Raw genomic sequence first — 16,101 nt, 5'->3', positions numbered from 1 at the left:
GATCCACAAAGACCTGGATACGTCCGTGATAAGCAGCAAGCTCGCGGCTATCGCCGCGCCAGTTTCGTCAAAGCGACTTTCCGCCCAGCAATGGGCGCCCCCTGAACTACGAGGAACCTATCATCAACCGCCCGACGCAAAACGCGGTCCCGGGCACGTCCCGCAGGAAGCCATCGCCCGGGCTATGCGGTCTGTGGCCGCACCTCGATCCCGCCGGAACGGCTGCTGCGCGCCTCGCTGCTGCAGGTGGTCGAGAGCGTGCGCAGCGAGCGACTGCTGATGATGCCGTTGAACACAAGCACTGCGGTGGGTTTTCGCCGGCGCGGAAAACTGAAAACGCCGGCAGCCTCGGACTGCCGGCGTCGATAAGGTCCTATCGGTTGGGGGGATCAGTGGCGCAGGCTGCGCTCGAAGTCCCTGACTTGCCGCTCCGCTTCGTCGTGGGCGATGCCGTAGCGCTCCTGCAGTCTGCCGGCGAGGTATTCCGCGTCGCCTTCGGCGACCTTCAGGTCGTCGTCGGTGAGCTTGCCCCACTTCTGCCGGATATTGCCGGCCAGCTGTTTCCACTGGCCATGGATGGTGTCCTGGTTCATGGTGAAGCCTCTTGGTCGAGGGGATGCGCGGTGCATGAGGGACGGCACCGCTCTGTGATTGGACTCGCCGCGGCGTAAAGGTGGCGTGGCATCCGCCTCATCGATTCATTACGCCGGCAACGAAAAGGCGCCCCGTGGGGCGCCTCGAGGGGGGCCGCGGGCAGTGCGGTCAGGAGGAGGCCTTCACCTGGAAGGTCTGGCTGGCGACCGGCTTGCCGTCGAGCGAGATCTCCACCTTGTACTTGCCCTCCGGCCAGGCATTGGGGTTCAGCACCTTGAAGGTGGTGATGGCCGGGCCGTCGGTGGCGATCGACTGGCTGATGGTGCTGACCGGCTGGCCCTTGCCTTCCAGATAGCTCCAGCGCGCGCTGAGCGTGGCGCCGGCGGTCTTGCCGAGGGTGGCGACGCTAGCGTAGAGGGTCTTCTGGCCGGGCTCGAAGCTGTCCTTCACCGTGCGGACCTTGTGCGCGGCGGTAACCGCGTCGCCGAGCTGCACGCTGTCGACGCGGAAGCCCTGATCTGCGGGCGCGGCGCTGGCGGAGGTGCCGGCGGCTGCCGGCGCCGTGCTGGCCGGGGCCGGCGCAGCCGGTGCGCTGGCCGGGGCGGCCGGCGTGGGCGTGGTGGCGGGGCGGGCCGGCGCCGTGCCGGCGGGCGCCGGTGCGTTGGCGGTGGCGGAAGGCGAAGGGGCGGAAGCCGGCGCCTGGTTTTCCTGCTTGCCGCAGGCGGCGAGCGCCAGCGCGGCGAGCAGGAGCGGGGAGAGGGCGACTCGTTTCATGGACTGTCCCTTGATCCGGTAGTGGCGGCCGCGGCGAAGCGCGGCCCGGGGAGCCCAAACCCTAGCGCCGCCGGGATGAAGCGAGGATTAGCGGCGCGCGCCGGCCTTCACGGCTCGCTCACTGGCGCGCCCCGCGCGGATTGGCCGGCGCCGCGCCCGCCTCGCTGCTGCGGAACGGGTTGATGTCCAGCCCGCCGCGGCGGGTGTAGCGGGCGTACACGCTGAGCTGCGCGGGCGTGCAGCGCGCCATGAGGTCCACGAAGATGCGCTCCACGCACTGCTCGTGGAATTCGCTGTGGGTGCGGAAGGAGACGAGGTAGCGCAGCAGGCCCGCGCGGTCGATCGGCGCGCCGCGGTAGCGGATCTGCACGCTGCCCCAGTCGGGCTGGCCGGTGACCGGGCAGTTCGAGCGCAGCAGGTCGGAGACCAGCGTTTCCTCGACTTCGGTCGCACCCGCCTCGGCGCGCAGGTAGCCGGCCTTGGGCGGGCCGTAGTCGTCGAGGTCGAGGTCCTGCGCGTCGAGCGAGGCGCCGTCCAGGTCGGCGAAGGCGTAGGCGCGCGCGGTGGGCGCGCCCAGCGTCACCGCGACGGGCGCGCCGGCGGCGGCGGCGAGGTCGCGCGCCAGCGTCTCGCGCAGCGCGTCCGCATCGGCCAGGCGCTCCTGCGCGAAGCCGTTCAAGTACAGCTTGAAGGACTTGGACTCGATGATGTGGGGCGAGTCGGCCGGCACGCGGAACTCGGCCACGGCCACGTGCGGCTTGCCGCGCGCGTCCAGCCAGGAGAGCTCGTAGGCGTTCCAGATGTCCACGCCGTGGAACGGCAGCGCGCCGTGCACGCCGATCTCCGCGCGCTTGGGCTGGCGGGGGATCGGGAACAGCAGGCCGGGGTCGTAGCGGTCGGCGTAGACGGTGGCCTTGCCGAGGGGGGAATGGTCGGGCGTGCTCATGCGGCCATTCTAGAGGGTGGCGCCCGGCGCGGCGCCGCGGCATGCCGCCGCCGCGGGAAAGCCCGCCGTATCGGCCGTGGGAGTTTCGGGGCAGCCGATCTCTCCCCTGCTTGCAGGGGAGGGGAGAAGAGTGAGCCCTTGCCTCGAGGCGAGGCCTCACCCCTCCCGACCTCCCCCTGCGAGCACTGCGAGCAGGGGGAGGGGCATTCATCGGTGGCAGGATCGTCGACGGGGGCTCAGGCGTTCACCAGCTTCATCATCGCCTCGGGGTAGCGCGGGCCGGCCACCGCCTCGGGCGGGAACACCGCGTCGATCGCGGCCAGTTCCTGCGCCGAGAGCCGCACGTCGAGCGCGCCGAGGTTGTCGTCCAGGCGGTCGCGGCGCTTGGTGCCGGGGATGGCGATCACGTCCTCGCCCTGCGCCAGCACCCAGGCCAGCGCGAGCTGCGCGGGCGTGCAGCCCTTCTCGTCGGCGAGCGCCTTCACCTTGTCCACCAGGGCCAGGTTGCGGGCGAAGTTCTCGCCCTGGAAGCGCGGGCTGTGGCGGCGGTAGTCGTCGGCGTCGAAATCCGCCGGCGAGCGCAGCGCGCCGGTGAGGAAGCCGCGGCCCAGCGGCGAGTAGGCCACCAGGGCCACGCCCAGCCTGCGGCAGGCGTCGAGCATGCCGTTCTGCGCGGGGTCGCGCGTCCACAGCGAGTACTCCACCTGCAGCGCGGCGATCGGGTGCACCGTGGCGGCGCGCTCCAGCGTGGCGCCCGAGGCTTCGGAGAGGCCGAGGTAGCGCACCTTGCCGGCGGCCACCAGGTCGGCCATCGCGCCCACGGTTTCCTCCACCGGCACGCTGGGGTCCACGCGGTGCTGGTAGTAGAGGTCGATGTGGTCCACGCCCAGCCGCCTGAGGCTGCCCTCGCAGGAGGCGCGCACGTACTCCGGCCGGCCGCTGACGCCGCGCACGCTGGGGTCGTTGGGATCGCGCACGATGCCGAACTTGGTGGCCAGGAACACCTCGTCGCGGCGCCCGGCGATGGCGCGGCCCACCAGTTCCTCGTTGGTGTACGGGCCGTACATGTCGGCGGTGTCGAGCAGGGTAAGGCCGCGGTCGAGGGCGTGGTGGATGGTGGCGATGGATTCGGCGTCGTCGCGCACGCCGTAGAAATCGCTCATGCCCATGCAGCCGAGGCCGAGGGCGGAAACGGCGGGGCCGTGCTTGCCGAGGAGACGGGTTTGCATCGCGGTGCTCCGTGAGGTGAGGGACGGGGAAAACGCCGCCGGCAGGCGCGCGCCGGCGCGGGAGATCGTGCAGAGGGGAAAACGTGAAACGATTGTCGGCGTCGCCATGGGTTGGATAAAGCCAATTGAATTGGCATCTCCATGCAAAAAATCTCAATAATGGCCGGCATGGACCGCTTCGACGCCATGCGCCTGTACACCCGCATCGTCGCCCTCGGCAGCTTCGCCCGGGCCGGCGACGAGCTGGGCATTCCCCGCGCCACGGTGAGCCACGCCATCCGCCAGCTGGAGGCGCGGCTGGGCACGCAGCTGCTGGTGCGCACCACCCGCAGCGTGCGCCCCACCTTGGACGGGCAGGCCTACTACACCCGCTGCCTGCGCCTGCTGGCCGACATCGAGGAAACCGAGGCGGGCTTCCGCCACGCCGCGGCGCAGCCGCGCGGCAGCCTGCGCATCGAGCTGCCCGGCCCGCTGGGCGCCCGCGTGATCGTGCCGGCGCTGCCCGACTTCCGCGCGCGCTACCCGCAGCTGGAGCTGGACGTCAGCGCCAGCGACCGCTACGTGGACCTCATGCAGGAGGGCGTCGACTGCGTGGTGCGCGCCGGCGTGCTGAGCGACTCGGGGCTGATCGCGCGGCGGGTGGCGGAGCTGTCGCAGGCCACCTGCGTGAGCCCCGCCTACGTCGCGCGCCACGGCCTGCCGCAGAGCCTGGACGAGCTGGCCTCGCACCAGGCGGTGAGGTGGCGCTCGCCGACCACCGGCCGCACGGAGGGGCTGGATTTCATGGTCGATGGCGTACTGCGTTCGGTGGACGTGCCGGGCACGCTTACCGTCAACCAGGGCGAGATCTACGCCGCCTGCTGCCACGCGGGCCTGGGCATGATCCAGCGCCCGCGCTACGACCTCCTGCCCGACCTCGCCGCCGGCCGCCTTGTCGAAGTGCTGCCGCAGTACCCGCCGCCCTCGCTGCCGGTCTCGGTGCTCTACCCGGCGCAACGCCAGCTCTCCGCCCGCGTGCGCGTGTTCGTGGAGTGGCTGTCCGAGCTGATGGCCGGCTTGCGCTAAGAGCCTGTTCAAAGTCTCTCCTCCCTGCACCCTCCCCTGCGTGCAGGGGAGGGTGCAGGGAGGGGTAAACCCTTGCCTCGAGGCCAGACTTCACCCCCCTCCCAGCCTCCCCCTGCAAGCACTGCTTGCAGGGGGAGGAGCCAAGCCGCGTCAGCGGCGAACACGCGCCGCCCGGGCGTTGCCGGGCGGGCTCGTTCGGGCGGGCGTTCAGGGCGAGTGTTTGAGGTTCGCCGCGCCAGCCGGTAGCGGTGTGTTCCAGCCGGGCGCGAGGATGTCGAGGCCGTCGAGCGCGAAGACCGCATCCCCTGGCCGCGCCGCGCGTGCGACCGTGGCCGCCACGGCGGGATCGAGGATGTAGAGGGTCTGTTCCTCCGGCGTCCCCGTCGTCACCCGCTGCACCTGCTGCGTCCGCACCTGGGTGAATACTTTCCAGTCCGCGCGGGCCACCTGGATGGCGTCGGTCGCCATGCCGTGTTCTCGCGCGTAGCGCGCCAGGCGCTCCCAGCCGGGCGCGAGGATGCGCGAGGGCACCAGGCGCAGGCGCGTGTAGCGCTGCGCGGCCTGGGTCCAGAACGGGCCCTCGAGGGGCGGCGCGTCGTCGAGCGTGGCGCGCTGCACGAGCGCTGTATGAAGGCTGGCGAGGCCGGGACGCAGGTCCACCAGCTGCACCGCGACCAGCAGTCCGAGCGCGGCGACGAGCCCGCGCGGGGGCAGCGCCCTGGCGAGCGCGAAGAGCGCGCCGATCAGCAGCGTGTAGTACGCCACCCAGAACAGCCGCCCGGTTGCCTGGATGGCCGAGCGGTCCAGCTTCTTCTGCAACGCGGCCGGCAGCGGGAGCCGCCATTGTTCGGCGCCGAGCCCGATGTGGTGGGTGACGGCGAAGAGCGCCAGCGCGATGGCGACGGCCAGCAGCGGCCAGAGCATCCGCCGCGGCGCGCCTTCCGCACGCCTCTTGCCGAGCAGCCATGCCGGCACGGCCAGCAGGCACAGTGCGAGGCCGCCGAGGCCAAGGTAGTTGAAGCCCTCGTATTCGCCGGCGGCCTGTGCCATGTGCAGGCCGAAGAACGACCAGCCGTTGCCGTTGAAGGGCGCGAGCAGGTTCATCTTGTAGTAGCCGAAGCCGTCGGCGTGCATGCCGCGGCCGGGCACCATGAAGAAGCCGGCCAGCCAGGCCACCGCCAGCGTCGCGGCGACGACCTGGGCCGCCTCCCGCAGCACCGGCTGCCACATCGCCGGCAGCGCGACCTGCCGCGCTCGCGCCTGCGCCAAGGCGCGGCGCACGAGATCGGCGGCCCACAGCGCGGCCACCATCAGGAAGATATAGGCGTGGACCAGCATCGCCACGGCGACGAGGACGGTCCACAGCCCGCGCTGGCGCTCTTGCGACGGCCGCAGGTACAGATACAGCGCCGCCAGGATCGCCCAGTGCGCGCACAGCGCCATGTGCCCGCCCAGGCGCACCAGCATGGGCGGCGCCAGCACGAAGAACACGCAGCCCAGTGCGCGCGCGGCCAGGCTCGGGGTGGCCAGGGCGAGCAGGCGCCAGGCGAACAGCGCCTGCAATGCGAAGCAGAGCAGCAGCCATAGCCCGAAATACTGGAACGGCTCCGGCAGCCAGGCGGCGACCGGCTTGAGCGCCATCGCCACCAGCGGGATCGAGTCGGAGTAGTAGACCGAGGAATGGAACTCCAGCCCGTAGGAGGGGTTGGCGCCGAACGGCAGCGTCCACGGGTCGTGCCGGTAGAAGGCCCAGCCGAGGTAGCTCTGCGCGAGGTCGCTGTGCTGCAGCCACCGCACGTTGCCCGGCGGCAGCAGGGCGCCGCCGGTGACGAGGAAGAACGCGGCGACGCCGAGCAGGAGCGGCAGCGCGGTTCCCAGGGCGGAGGCCACGCGATGCGAAGGGTTGAGCGGCATGGAGGGTCTTTGCGGCGGATTGCAGGGTGCAACTGTAGCGGCAGATGGGTGCAGGCCGGAGGCCTGCGCGTACCGATGACGTTGACCAGACGGACCGACGCGCGCGGATCGGCCAACCGATCCGCGTTGATCACTTTACTGGTGGGCCAATAGTCCTTTGGGTCGAACGCGGGCGCCATGCCCCTGAAGATGCGCGCTCATGCGCGCAAATTTTTTCCGGCATGCGTCGAATTCGGGTCCGGCCGTTCGTCGCCATGGTGAAAGCGGGCAATCAGGCCGCCTGGGCTGATCTCTAAGGAGCAAACATGCCGCAACGTCTGGTGGCAACTCAACATCCCGAAAACTACGCCCCCGGCCCTGGACGGCAAAGCGATGATCCCTGGTATCGACGCGCTCAACCACATGCATGAGACGCCGGCCCGGGGTAAGGCCCGCCATGCACCCGCCGAGGTGCGAGCGTTTCCTGGCGGCCTGACAGCCCCGCAACCGATTTTCAGCAGGCGTGCCGCACGATGACCATCACCATTACCGCCTTTGAACGGTCGCCCGATGGCGGCAAGGGACTGGCGCGCGATACGCGCGTGCGCTGGGCGCTGGAAGAAGTAGGCCAACCCTACGAGGTCCGCCTCGTTTCGTTCCGTGCGATGAAGGAACCCGCGCACCTGCGCCTGCATCCCTTCGGCCAGATTCCCACCTACGAGGAAGGCGATCTCGTCCTGTTCGAAACGGGCGCGATCGTCTTTCATCTCGCCCAGCGCCACCCAGGCCTGTTGCCGGACGATGCCAACGCGCGGGCGCGGGCGATCACCTGGATGTTCGCCGCGCTCAACACCGTGGAGCCGCCGATCCTTGACCTCTCCAACACCAGGATCGCGGAGCGCGACAAGCCCTGGAGCCAGGAACGCCTGCCCCTGGTCGAGGATCGCATTCGCCAGCGGCTGGTCCAGCTTTCTGCCCGCCTGGGCGATGCCGGCTGGCTCGATGGTGCGTTCAGCGCGGGCGATCTGATGATGGTGTCGGTGCTCCTCAGGCTGCGGCCGGCGGGCATGCTGGACGAATTTCCGGACCTGGCGGCCTATGTCGCCCGCGGCGAAGCGCGGCCCGCCTACCAGCGGGCTTTCGCCGCCCAATGGGCGGTCAACACCGCCAAGTCGCAAGCCGGCTGATGGTTCCGTTCCGAGGATGAAAGCGGACGTCGTCCGCTGATCATCCTGGTCGGCGAGCCGACCAGCGGGGATGGGCGACCTGTATCCGCAAGTCGAAGCCGGGCGGGCTTCACCTTGATCGAATTGATGATCGTGGTGGCGATCGTCGCCGTCCTGGCGGCCATCGCCCTGCCGGCGTACCAGAGCCATGTCGTGCGCACGCAGATCGCCGAAGGGTTCTCGCTGGCCGAGGGGCCCAAGACGGCGCGCGAGGAGTTCTACATGAACTACTGCAGATTCCGGTAATGGCTGGCCAGCGTTCCGATCTGGACTGACCGCGCTGCTGGTCGCCAAGTCCACACCGGGTTGTATCGCTATGCGATACGAATTAATCCCGTGCGCATGCTCACCGGGTTTCGGCACAAGGGCCTCGAAACGTTCTACCGCACGGGGTCGACCCGAGGCATACAGGCCGCACACGCGAATAAGCTCCGCAACATCCTCGGGCTTCTTGACGTCGCGGCAGGGCCGGATGATATGGCGCTGCCGTCCTTCAAACTGCACCCTCTCAAGGCCAGATGAAAAGCCACTGGTCGGTCTGGGTGAACGGCAACTGGCGGGTCACCTTCCGTTTCGTCGACTCGAACGTCGAACTGGTCGACTACCAGGACTACCATTGAGGAACCGAACCATGATGCACAATCCTCCCCATCCGGGCGGCATCCTCAAGGACGAAGTGCTTGCCCGGCTGAATCTGTCTGTGACCGAGGCCGCCAGCCGGTTGGCCATGTCGCGTGTTGCCTTGTCGCGGGTGCTCAACGGCAAGGCTGCCATCAGCCCTGACCTGGCCGTGCGCCTTGAGGAGGCCGGCGTCAGCACCGCCCGGGCGTGGCTCTCCATGCAGGCGAACTATGATCTCTGGCAGGCCAAGCAGCATCGGCAGCCAGCGGTGCGTGCGCTACAGGGGCGTGTGGCGTGATGGCCACGCCTTCCTTGCTTCTGGGGCCTTTGCCTCTCGCCGGCCACGCTTCCGTCCCTGGCCATTGAGCCCACACATCAGCCGAAATCCGTGCTTACCGTCGCGACCTGGATCACCCAGCAGCAAGGCCCAAGATCACTGGCGTGCCGATCAAGGTCCGCCAGCTCGACGCAGGTCGATACGAACTCGTCAAAGGCATGAAGCGAAGATGGCGCGTGCCGCAGGAGCAGGCACCATTCCTTAGACAATTTGAGCCCCCCTTGGTCAGTACCGGCAGGGTGGTCGACACCAGTGCCTGGTCAGTCATTACCGGACGCGGTGGTCAGGTGGGCCGGAATACGCAAACTACGGGCATTTCCCGACGACGCCGGAGTCCGCGGGCCTGCCCGGCAGTTCCGGCGATATTTCGGGCAAGTACGTGAGCCACGTCTACGCCACGCAGAACCCGGGCCAGATCCTCATCCATTTCGACTCGGACAGCGTGCAGAAGGCGCACGCCATGCCCGCCGGCAAGCAGGTGGGGCTGTCCGCGATCACCGGCGAGGGGGCGATCCATTGGTCGTGCACCAATGCGAACATCACCGACCGCCAGTTGCTGAGGTACATGCCCAGCAGCTGCCGCCGCTGACCGGCCGCCGCGCGCCTCAGCCGCGCGGCACGCCCCGGCGCGGCGTGGCGGTGCCGTGCGTCCACGCGGTCAGCGGCGCGCCGATCGCCGCCAGGGCGTCGCGCTGCGCGGGCGGCGGCAGGCGCAGCATGGCGTCCTCGTAGCGGGCCAGCTTGCGGAAGGGTTCGAGCGCCAGCACGCGCTCGACGAAGGCCGCGGTGCGCGGCCAGCGCGCGGCGTCCACCGCGTAGCGCACGAACGAGGCGGTGCGGAAATAGCTGGCGAGGCTGATGTCGGCGATCGAGGGCGCGCCGAACAGGTAGCCTGCGGCGGGCAGTACGCCTTCCAGGTAATCGAGCGCGGCCGGGATCTGCACCTCGCGGGCCTTGCGCACCACCGCCTCGTCGGTGCCCTCGCGGAAGATGTGCCGGCGGATCGCCAACTGGTAGAACAGCCGCCAGATCAGCAGGTCGGCCAGGCGCGTGTCGGCGTACTCCTCCAGCCAGCGCGCCTGCGCGCGCTGGGCGATGTCGGCGGGGTAGAGCGCGGGCTGCGGGTATTTGTCTTCCAGATACTGGCAGATCACCGAGGAGTCGTTGAGCACCAGCTCGCCGTCCAGCAGCACCGGCACGCGGCGCAGCGGGCTCAGCCGCGCGAAGGCCTCGTCGCCGTAGAAGGGGGTGATGGGGTCGATCGCGTAGTCGAGCCCCTTCAGCTCCAGGCATACCAGCACCTTGCGCACGTAGGGCGAGAGGTAGTTGCCGATCACCTGCAGGCGTTGCGCCATCGCCCGGCTCCGGAATGCGGGGAGCCGCAGCCTGCGGCGAGGGCGGCGCGGCGTCAAGCGGGCGGGGCGCGAAGCGGCCCCCGTTGCGGCGCGAAGGCGGTTCGCGGCACGGATGTTCCGTGCGGGTCGCCGCTGTTGGCCGCGACCCGTCCGGCACGACGCCGGCTTTTCAGCCGGCGACGGCCGCCGCCTGCGGTGCCGCGGCCGCATCCAGCGGCGGCACCGTGGTCGGCTTGCCGTGCGAGTCGATGGCGATCATCACGAACTGGCCGGTGGTGCAGACCTGGCGGTCGCCGGTGAGCGGGTCCTCGGCGGTCATTTCCACCTGCACCTTCATCGAGCTGCGGCCCACCTCGACCAGCCGCGCGATCAGCTCGACCAACTGGCCCTGGCGCACCGGCACGCGGAAATCCACCTGCTCCGAACGCGCGGTGACCACGGTGCGGCGCGCGTGGCGCGAGGCGACGATGAAGGCGGCCTTGTCCATCCACGCCAGCGCCTGGCCGCCGAACAGCGTGCCCAGGTGGTTGGTGTGGTCGGGGAAGACGATTTCGAGCAGGCGGGCTTCGGGCACGGCGACGGACATGGCGATCTCGGGAGGGGCGGGGACAGGGAGCCGGAGGCCCCTATTCTGCCGCAACGCAGCACAGGACAGGACCAATGGCAGGGGTGGCGGCCGCGGCCTGGGGCTACGATCAGGCGTTTTGAACGCCGCGCCGCTCCGGCGTCCGCGCAACAACCACGAGGTGACCCGCATGATCTTGAAGGGCAAGCCGCGCCTGCTCGGCGCTCTGGCACTGGGCGCGCTGGCGACCGGCGCGATGGCGCAGGGGCGCACGCTGACCGCGCAGGACTATGCGCAGGCCGAGCGCCTCCTCGCCTACGGCACCGCGCCGCTGGTCGATCACGCGGTGCAGAAGGTCGCCTGGCTCGACGCGGGCCGCTTCTGGTTCGTGGACCACGACGCCCAGGGCGACCATTACCGGATCATGGATGCCGCCACCGGCAAGGCGGCGCCGGCCTTCGACCAGGCCAAGCTCGCCGCGGCGCTCGGCCAGGCCGCGGGCAAGCCGGTCAAGGCCGACAAGCTCGGCGTCCGCGATTTCAGTGTCGAGGCGGATGGACGTCTGGACGTCCAGCTTCGCGGCAAGCACTACCTGTGCGACCTCAAGGCCGCCGAGCCCAAGTGCGAGGGCCGCGCCGCGCAGGCCAGGACCGGCAAGGAGCCGGGCGTGCGCTCGCCCGACGACCGGAGCGAGGCCTTCATCCGCAACTGGAACCTGTGGCTGCGCGACGTCGCCACCGGCAAGGAGACGGCGCTCACCACCGACGGGGTGGAGAACTTCGGCTACGCCACCGACAACGCCGGCTGGAAGCACACCGACAACGCGATCCTGGTGTGGTCGCCCGATTCGAAGCGCATCGCCACCTTCCAGCAGGACCAGCGCAAGACCGGCGACATGTACCTGGTCAGCACCAACGTGGGCCACCCCAGGCTCGAGGCGTGGAAGTACCCGCTGGTGGGCGACAAGGACGTGACTATGATCGAGCGCGTGGTGATCGACGTGGCCGCGAAGAAGGTGGTGCGGCTCAAGATGCCGCCCGACCAGCACCGCTCCACCCTGTGCGACGACGTCAGCTGCGGCCCCGACGGCGGCTGGGACGACGTGAAGTGGGCGCCGGACGGCACCTCGCTGGCCTTCGTCTCCACCTCGCGCGACCACAAGCACGAATGGTTCCGCCTCGCCGACCCGGCCACCGGCGCGGTGCGCACCGCGTTCGAGGAGAGCGTGCCCACCTACTACGAGAGCGGCAACGGCCAGGTGAACTGGTTCTACCTGCCCGCCAGCCACGAGGCCATCTGGTTCTCCGAGCGCAGCAACTGGGGCCAGCTCTACCTCTATGACCTGGACACCGGCAAGCTCAAGCGCGCCGTCACCACCGGCGAGGGCAACGTCACCGAAGTGCTGCGCGTGGACGCGAAGACCCGCACCGTGTGGTTCCGCGGCGTGGGCCGCACGCCGGGCGTGGACCCGTACTACCAGCAGTTCTGGAAGGTGAGCCTGGACGGCGGCGCGCCGCAGTTGCTCACCCCGGAGGCGGCCGACCACACCGTGACGCTCTCGCCCGACGGGCGCTACTTCGTCGATGCCTATTCCACCTCCGTCACGCCGCCGGTGACCGTGCTGCGCGCGGCCGGCGACGGCCACACCCTCGCCGGCGTGGCCAAGGCCGACATCGGCCGCCTCAAGGCCGCCGGCTGGGTGCCGCCGCAGCCCATCGTGGTGAAGGCGCGCGACGGCAAGACCGACCTCTACGGCCTGCTGTTCAAGCCCAGCCACTTCGACCCGTCGAAGAAGTACCCGATCGTCGACTACATCTACCCCGGCCCGCAGACCGGCTCGGTGCGCGGGCGCAGTTTCCTGGCCGCGCACGGCGACAACCAGGCGCTGGCGGAGCTGGGCTTCGTCGTGGTCGCCATCGACGGCATGGGCACGCCGTGGCGCTCCAAGGCCTTCCACGACGCCTACTTCGGCAACATCGGCGACAACACGCTGCCCGACCAGGTGGCCGGCATCAAGGAGCTGGGCCAGCGCTACACGTGGATCGACCTGGGCCGCGTGGGCATCTGGGGCCACTCCGGCGGCGGCAACGCCACCGCGGGCGCGATGTTCCGCTACCCCGACTTCTTCAAGGTCGGCTGGGCCGAGAGCGGCAACCACGACAACCGCAACTACGAGGACGACTGGGCCGAGAAGTGGCAGGGCCTGCTCGCCACCGGCCCCGACGGCAAGAGCAACTACGACGACCAGGCCAACCAGAACCACGCCGCCAACCTCAAGGGCCACCTGATGCTGGTGCACGGCACCCTGGACGACAACGTGCCGCCCTACGAGACGCTGCTGGTGGCCGACGCGCTGATCAAGGCCGGCAAGGATTTCGACCTCCTGATGATCCCCAACGTGCACCACGGCTACGGTACCGAGGGCACCTACTACGCCATGCGCCGGCGCTGGGACTATTTCGTGCGCTACCTCGCCGGCGACACGCCGCCGGTGGCGTACAAGCTGGCGCCGCCGAAGGATTGAGCCAGCGCCGGCGACGGCGGCGCGGGGAGGTGGTCGCTCCCCCGCGCCGCTGTGGCGTCCCGGCGCGAATCCTGGCTCGTCCGTCGCCAACGCCTGTAACGATGGCGCCGGATGAACAGGCCAGTAGAGGGCCCCCGTGGCTCCTCCTTCCATGGCACATCACCGACGTAGGAGCGCGCCTTGCGCGCGACAAGCCTACGCAGCAGCGACGCTGCCACACCGCTGTCGCGCGCAAGGCGCGCTCCTACGGTTTCGATGCCTTCGGCAAGATCGCGAACAGGCATCCCAAGGATGCCGCCGGCCATGCCCCGCGGCTGGGGGCCAGGTTGGCTATCGTAGGGCCGCTGTCGCCGGGGAGGCGGCGTGCCTTCAGCGGGCGGCCGGCTGCGCCAGCCCCTTCGCCAGGGCCTCGTCCAGCAGCCGATCCATCTGCTTGCCCAGTTGCGCCGAGAGGTTGCGCTGGTGCCTGGACAGTTCGGCTTGTTGCAGGGACAGCGCCGCCTGCTGCTGCGCCAGCTTCGCCTGCTCGCCGTCGAGGCCGGTGCGCGCCTGGGCCAGGGCGGCGAGTTGCTCGGCGATGACTTTCGCCTTGGCGTCGGTCGCCGCACTGGCCGCCGTGTGCGAGGTGGGGTCGGGCCGAGCCTGCATGGTGGCGCGCTCGGCCTCGACGGCGGCGCGGCGGCCTTCCAGCTCGGCCCGCCGCGAGGCCAGTGCGCCCTCGCGGGCGGCCAGGCCGCCCTGCCGGCCGGCGAGGGCGCCCTGCTGGCTGGCTAGCTGGCCTTGCTGCTTGGACAGTTCGGTCAGCGGCGCGTACAGGTCGCGGGCGTGGCGGACGAAGGCGGCGTCGCGGACCACGTAGGCGCGGCCGTCGCGGCGCAGCCACAGCAGCGGCGCATCGTGCTCATGCCATGCCCTGGCCTGGGCGAGATCGTGCTCGTCGCCGTGCACCATCACGGTGTCGCCGTCGAACAGGGCGAAGCCGCGTTCGGCGTCGGTATAGACGTCTATATCCACGTGGTGGCCGGCCAGGCCCCTGGCCGGCAGGGGTGCTGGCGGCGAGGGTGGCGCGGGTGGCGCCGGCGGCGCCGCGAGCGGGGGCGGCGGCAAGGGGGCGGGCGGCGGCGGCGGTCTGTTGAGGGTGTCGTCGGTATAGGTTGCCCGGCTGGCCGGCGTGGCGCGGGCGGCCGTTGCGGCGGGCCGGGGCGAAGCCGCGGGCGTGCCGGCGGCGCGCGGCACGGGGTTCGCCTGCGCCGTGGCGGCGACGGCCGGCGCCGCGGTCGCCGCGGGTTCCGGCGCGGCGGTGAGCCGGTAGGGCAGCACGCCGGCCAGCGCGACCAGCGCCACCAGCACCCAGCCGCGGGCGCGCGGCGTCTCGTTCGTCTGCTGCAGCATGGTCAGGCGCCTCTTGAGGTTGCGGAAGGTGGGCGACGCGCCGGCGAGCCCGGCGTGCAGCGGCCGGGCCACGCCCAGGCGCAGCAGCAGGCGGCCGTAGTCCTGCGGGGCGGCGCGCAGCTCGCGCGTCGCCAGCGCGTCGCAGGCGGCCTCGCGGTGCAGGGCGTATTCGCGCGCGGCCCAGGCTACCAGCGGGTGGAAGAAGAACAACCGCTGCGCGATCGCCGGCAGCCAGCCCAGCCACAGGTCGCCGCGGCGCAGGTGGGCCAGCTCGTGGGCGAGCGCCATGGCCGATTCCTCGGCGCTCAAGGCGGACGCGGCGGGCCACAGCACGGTCGGCCGCCACAACCCGGCCACCTGGGGCGAGCGGATCGTCGGCGAGGCGCGCAACGCCGGGCAGCGGCGCAGGCCCAGCGCCTTCGCCTGCGCCATGCACTGCGCGCGCAGCCGTGGATCGGCCACCGGCGCCGCCTCGCACAGCAGGCGGTGCGTGCGCCAGCCCTGCCGCAGCCACAGCGGCAACGGCGCGAGCACGCCGAGTAGCCACAGCGCGGCCAGGGCGGTGCGCCAGTGGTCGGCGGGGGCGAAGCTCGGCCGCGCCATACGCTCGGTGGCGGCGGAGGCGCGCGGCGGCGAGGCCGGCACGGAGGCGGTGGGCGCCGCGGTCGTCGGCCGGGACGGCATGCCCACGGCCATGGCATCGGCGCGCATGGGCGGCTCAGTGCCGGCGGGCGAGGCGGCGGTGGGCGCCGAAGCCGGTGCGAGCAGCGGCAACGCCAGCGGCGCATGCCAGCCCAGCCCGACCACGCCCTGCAAGGCCACCAGCCACCACAGCATGGCGCCCACGGCGGCCGGCAGCCTGGGCAGCCGGCGCACCAGCAGCGCCACCACGCCGACCAGCACGGCCGCCTGCAGCGACGACCAGGCCAGTCGCGTCAGCAGCAGGGACGAGAGCTGATCGAGCGTCGCCATGTCATTTCCCCTTGCGGCCGGATTGCAGCCTGGCCACCAGCGATTCCAGCTCGGCCAGTTCCTCGTCGCTGACCTTGCCGCGCTCGGCCATCCAGGCCACGAAGGGCGACACCGAGCCGCTCAGGGTCTTCTCCACGAAGCTGCCCACCGCGCGGCGCATCGCCTCGCCGGGGCCGGTGGCGGTGCTGTAGCGGTATACGCCCTTGAGCTGGCGGCGCTTGAGGTAACCCTTGGCGCGCAGGCGCTCCATCATGGTGAGCACGGTGGAGCGGGCGATGCCGCGCGCCTCGCCGAAATCCGCGGCGACTTCGCCGACCGAGGCCGGTTCGTGCTCGGCCAGGTAGTGCAGCAGCGCCAGCTCCTGGTCGCCGATGGAGGGCTTGGACATGGGGAGGTTTCCGTGACTACGTGTGTAGTCACGCTACGCCTTGACTACACATGTAGTCAATAGGCCGGCCGGCATGCGGCGGACGGACGTCTACACGGCCAGGCCAAGCCGCGGGGCGGCGAGGCGGCATGTTGCCGCAAGCGCACATTTTCGTAGCGACATGGCTCGGGCGCTGGCGATGGAAGGGCTGGCCGTGCCGTGGTTGGCGAGGTTTTTCCAA

The 16,101-nt window shown here is 70.7% G+C and carries 14 protein-coding genes and 3 pseudogenes; 8 read left to right on the top strand and 9 right to left on the bottom strand.

The window, feature by feature from the left end:
• Nucleotides 1–183: 183 nt before the first annotated feature.
• Nucleotides 184–294: pseudogene (locus ACH65_RS19490) on the top strand (transposase); the annotation flags it as partial.
• A gap of 95 nt (nt 295–389) precedes the next feature.
• Here the strand turns inward: ACH65_RS19490 and ACH65_RS00525 are convergent.
• The 4 genes from ACH65_RS00525 to ACH65_RS00510 form a co-directional block, all read right to left on the bottom strand.
• Nucleotides 390–593 carry a CsbD family protein gene (locus ACH65_RS00525; protein ID WP_049620611.1) on the bottom strand — a complete coding sequence of 68 codons (204 nt, stop codon included), beginning with the start codon at nt 591–593 and terminating at the stop codon, nt 390–392.
• A gap of 169 nt (nt 594–762) precedes the next feature.
• Complete coding sequence (locus tag ACH65_RS00520; RefSeq protein WP_049620610.1) at nt 763–1,368, bottom strand: hypothetical protein; 606 nt, start codon at nt 1,366–1,368, stop codon at nt 763–765.
• A gap of 118 nt (nt 1,369–1,486) precedes the next feature.
• Nucleotides 1,487–2,314: an NADPH-dependent 7-cyano-7-deazaguanine reductase QueF gene (queF, locus tag ACH65_RS00515; protein WP_049620609.1), complete on the bottom strand. Its 828-nt coding sequence runs from the start codon at nt 2,312–2,314 to the stop codon at nt 1,487–1,489.
• A gap of 236 nt (nt 2,315–2,550) precedes the next feature.
• Nucleotides 2,551–3,543 carry an aldo/keto reductase gene (locus ACH65_RS00510; RefSeq protein WP_049620608.1) on the bottom strand — a complete coding sequence of 331 codons (993 nt, stop codon included), beginning with the start codon at nt 3,541–3,543 and terminating at the stop codon, nt 2,551–2,553.
• A gap of 168 nt (nt 3,544–3,711) precedes the next feature.
• Between ACH65_RS00510 and ACH65_RS00505 the strand changes: the two genes are divergently transcribed.
• Nucleotides 3,712–4,608 carry a LysR family transcriptional regulator gene (locus ACH65_RS00505; RefSeq protein WP_049620719.1) on the top strand — a complete coding sequence of 299 codons (897 nt, stop codon included), beginning with the start codon at nt 3,712–3,714 and terminating at the stop codon, nt 4,606–4,608.
• 207 nt (nt 4,609–4,815) lie between these two features.
• Here the strand turns inward: ACH65_RS00505 and ACH65_RS00500 are convergent, their stop codons facing one another.
• Nucleotides 4,816–6,522, bottom strand: coding sequence for a DUF6311 domain-containing protein (locus ACH65_RS00500; protein WP_049620607.1), 1,707 nt, complete (start codon nt 6,520–6,522; stop codon nt 4,816–4,818).
• A gap of 512 nt (nt 6,523–7,034) precedes the next feature.
• Here ACH65_RS00500 and ACH65_RS00495 point away from each other — a divergent pair.
• The 5 genes and pseudogenes from ACH65_RS00495 (at nt 7,035) to ACH65_RS18650 (ending at nt 9,274) form a co-directional block, all read left to right on the top strand.
• Complete coding sequence (locus tag ACH65_RS00495; RefSeq protein WP_049620606.1) at nt 7,035–7,688, top strand: glutathione S-transferase family protein; 654 nt, start codon at nt 7,035–7,037, stop codon at nt 7,686–7,688.
• 45 nt (nt 7,689–7,733) lie between these two features.
• Nucleotides 7,734–7,955 (top strand): annotated as a pseudogene (locus tag ACH65_RS20955) (prepilin-type N-terminal cleavage/methylation domain-containing protein); the annotation flags it as partial.
• Between the two features lie 114 nt (nt 7,956–8,069).
• Nucleotides 8,070–8,347, top strand: a pseudogene (locus ACH65_RS21115) (type II toxin-antitoxin system RelE/ParE family toxin).
• Between the two features lie 11 nt (nt 8,348–8,358).
• Complete coding sequence (locus ACH65_RS00480; RefSeq protein ID WP_049620605.1) at nt 8,359–8,646, top strand: HigA family addiction module antitoxin; 288 nt, start codon at nt 8,359–8,361, stop codon at nt 8,644–8,646.
• Between the two features lie 295 nt (nt 8,647–8,941).
• Nucleotides 8,942–9,274 (top strand): pilin, encoded by a 333-nt coding sequence (locus ACH65_RS18650; protein ID WP_082190058.1) that lies wholly within the window; start codon nt 8,942–8,944, stop codon nt 9,272–9,274.
• 16 nt (nt 9,275–9,290) lie between these two features.
• Here the strand turns inward: ACH65_RS18650 and ACH65_RS00470 are convergent, their stop codons facing one another.
• Both ACH65_RS00470 and ACH65_RS00465 read right to left on the bottom strand, forming a co-directional pair.
• Nucleotides 9,291–10,040: a glutathione S-transferase family protein gene (locus ACH65_RS00470; RefSeq protein WP_049620603.1), complete on the bottom strand. Its 750-nt coding sequence runs from the start codon at nt 10,038–10,040 to the stop codon at nt 9,291–9,293.
• Nucleotides 10,041–10,209: 169 nt separating this feature from the next.
• Nucleotides 10,210–10,626, bottom strand: a complete 417-nt coding sequence (locus ACH65_RS00465) for an acyl-CoA thioesterase (protein WP_049620602.1) — start codon at nt 10,624–10,626, stop codon at nt 10,210–10,212.
• Nucleotides 10,627–10,795: 169 nt separating this feature from the next.
• On the opposite strand from ACH65_RS00465, the gene ACH65_RS00460 reads away from it, so the two are divergent.
• Nucleotides 10,796–13,129 (top strand): S9 family peptidase, encoded by a 2,334-nt coding sequence (locus tag ACH65_RS00460; protein WP_049620717.1) that lies wholly within the window; start codon nt 10,796–10,798, stop codon nt 13,127–13,129.
• 369 nt (nt 13,130–13,498) lie between these two features.
• Here ACH65_RS00460 and ACH65_RS00455 read toward each other — a convergent pair whose 3' ends face one another.
• Together ACH65_RS00455 and ACH65_RS00450 are read right to left on the bottom strand one after the other, a co-directional pair.
• Nucleotides 13,499–15,493, bottom strand: coding sequence for a M56 family metallopeptidase (locus ACH65_RS00455; protein ID WP_064504782.1), 1,995 nt, complete (start codon nt 15,491–15,493; stop codon nt 13,499–13,501).
• Between the two features lies 1 nt (nt 15,494).
• Nucleotides 15,495–15,881: a BlaI/MecI/CopY family transcriptional regulator gene (locus ACH65_RS00450; protein ID WP_049620601.1), complete on the bottom strand. Its 387-nt coding sequence runs from the start codon at nt 15,879–15,881 to the stop codon at nt 15,495–15,497.
• Between the last annotated feature and the right edge of the window lie 220 nt (nt 15,882–16,101).

Source organism: Frateuria defendens (assembly GCF_001182895.1).
GTDB lineage: Bacteria > Pseudomonadota > Gammaproteobacteria > Xanthomonadales > Rhodanobacteraceae > Frateuria_B > Frateuria_B defendens.
This window is presented reverse-complemented; position numbering and strand designations above follow the sequence as displayed.

Bases quoted from the DNA above. Each gene is read 5' to 3' on its own strand.
- ACH65_RS00525 (WP_049620611.1), bottom strand. From the start codon at position 593: ATGAACCAGGACACCATCCATGGCCAGTGGAAACAGCTGGCCGGCAAT.
- ACH65_RS00520 (WP_049620610.1), bottom strand. From the start codon at position 1,368: ATGAAACGAGTCGCCCTCTCCCCGCTCCTGCTCGCCGCGCTGGCGCTC.
- queF (WP_049620609.1), bottom strand. From the start codon at position 2,314: ATGAGCACGCCCGACCATTCCCCCCTCGGCAAGGCCACCGTCTACGCC.
- ACH65_RS00510 (WP_049620608.1), bottom strand. From the start codon at position 3,543: ATGCAAACCCGTCTCCTCGGCAAGCACGGCCCCGCCGTTTCCGCCCTC.
- ACH65_RS00505 (WP_049620719.1), top strand. From the start codon at position 3,712: ATGGACCGCTTCGACGCCATGCGCCTGTACACCCGCATCGTCGCCCTC.
- ACH65_RS00500 (WP_049620607.1), bottom strand. From the start codon at position 6,522: ATGCCGCTCAACCCTTCGCATCGCGTGGCCTCCGCCCTGGGAACCGCG.
- ACH65_RS00495 (WP_049620606.1), top strand. From the start codon at position 7,035: ATGACCATCACCATTACCGCCTTTGAACGGTCGCCCGATGGCGGCAAG.
- ACH65_RS00480 (WP_049620605.1), top strand. From the start codon at position 8,359: ATGATGCACAATCCTCCCCATCCGGGCGGCATCCTCAAGGACGAAGTG.
- ACH65_RS00470 (WP_049620603.1), bottom strand. From the start codon at position 10,040: ATGGCGCAACGCCTGCAGGTGATCGGCAACTACCTCTCGCCCTACGTG.
- ACH65_RS00465 (WP_049620602.1), bottom strand. From the start codon at position 10,626: ATGTCCGTCGCCGTGCCCGAAGCCCGCCTGCTCGAAATCGTCTTCCCC.
- ACH65_RS00460 (WP_049620717.1), top strand. From the start codon at position 10,796: ATGATCTTGAAGGGCAAGCCGCGCCTGCTCGGCGCTCTGGCACTGGGC.
- ACH65_RS00455 (WP_064504782.1), bottom strand. From the start codon at position 15,493: ATGGCGACGCTCGATCAGCTCTCGTCCCTGCTGCTGACGCGACTGGCC.
- ACH65_RS00450 (WP_049620601.1), bottom strand. From the start codon at position 15,881: ATGTCCAAGCCCTCCATCGGCGACCAGGAGCTGGCGCTGCTGCACTAC.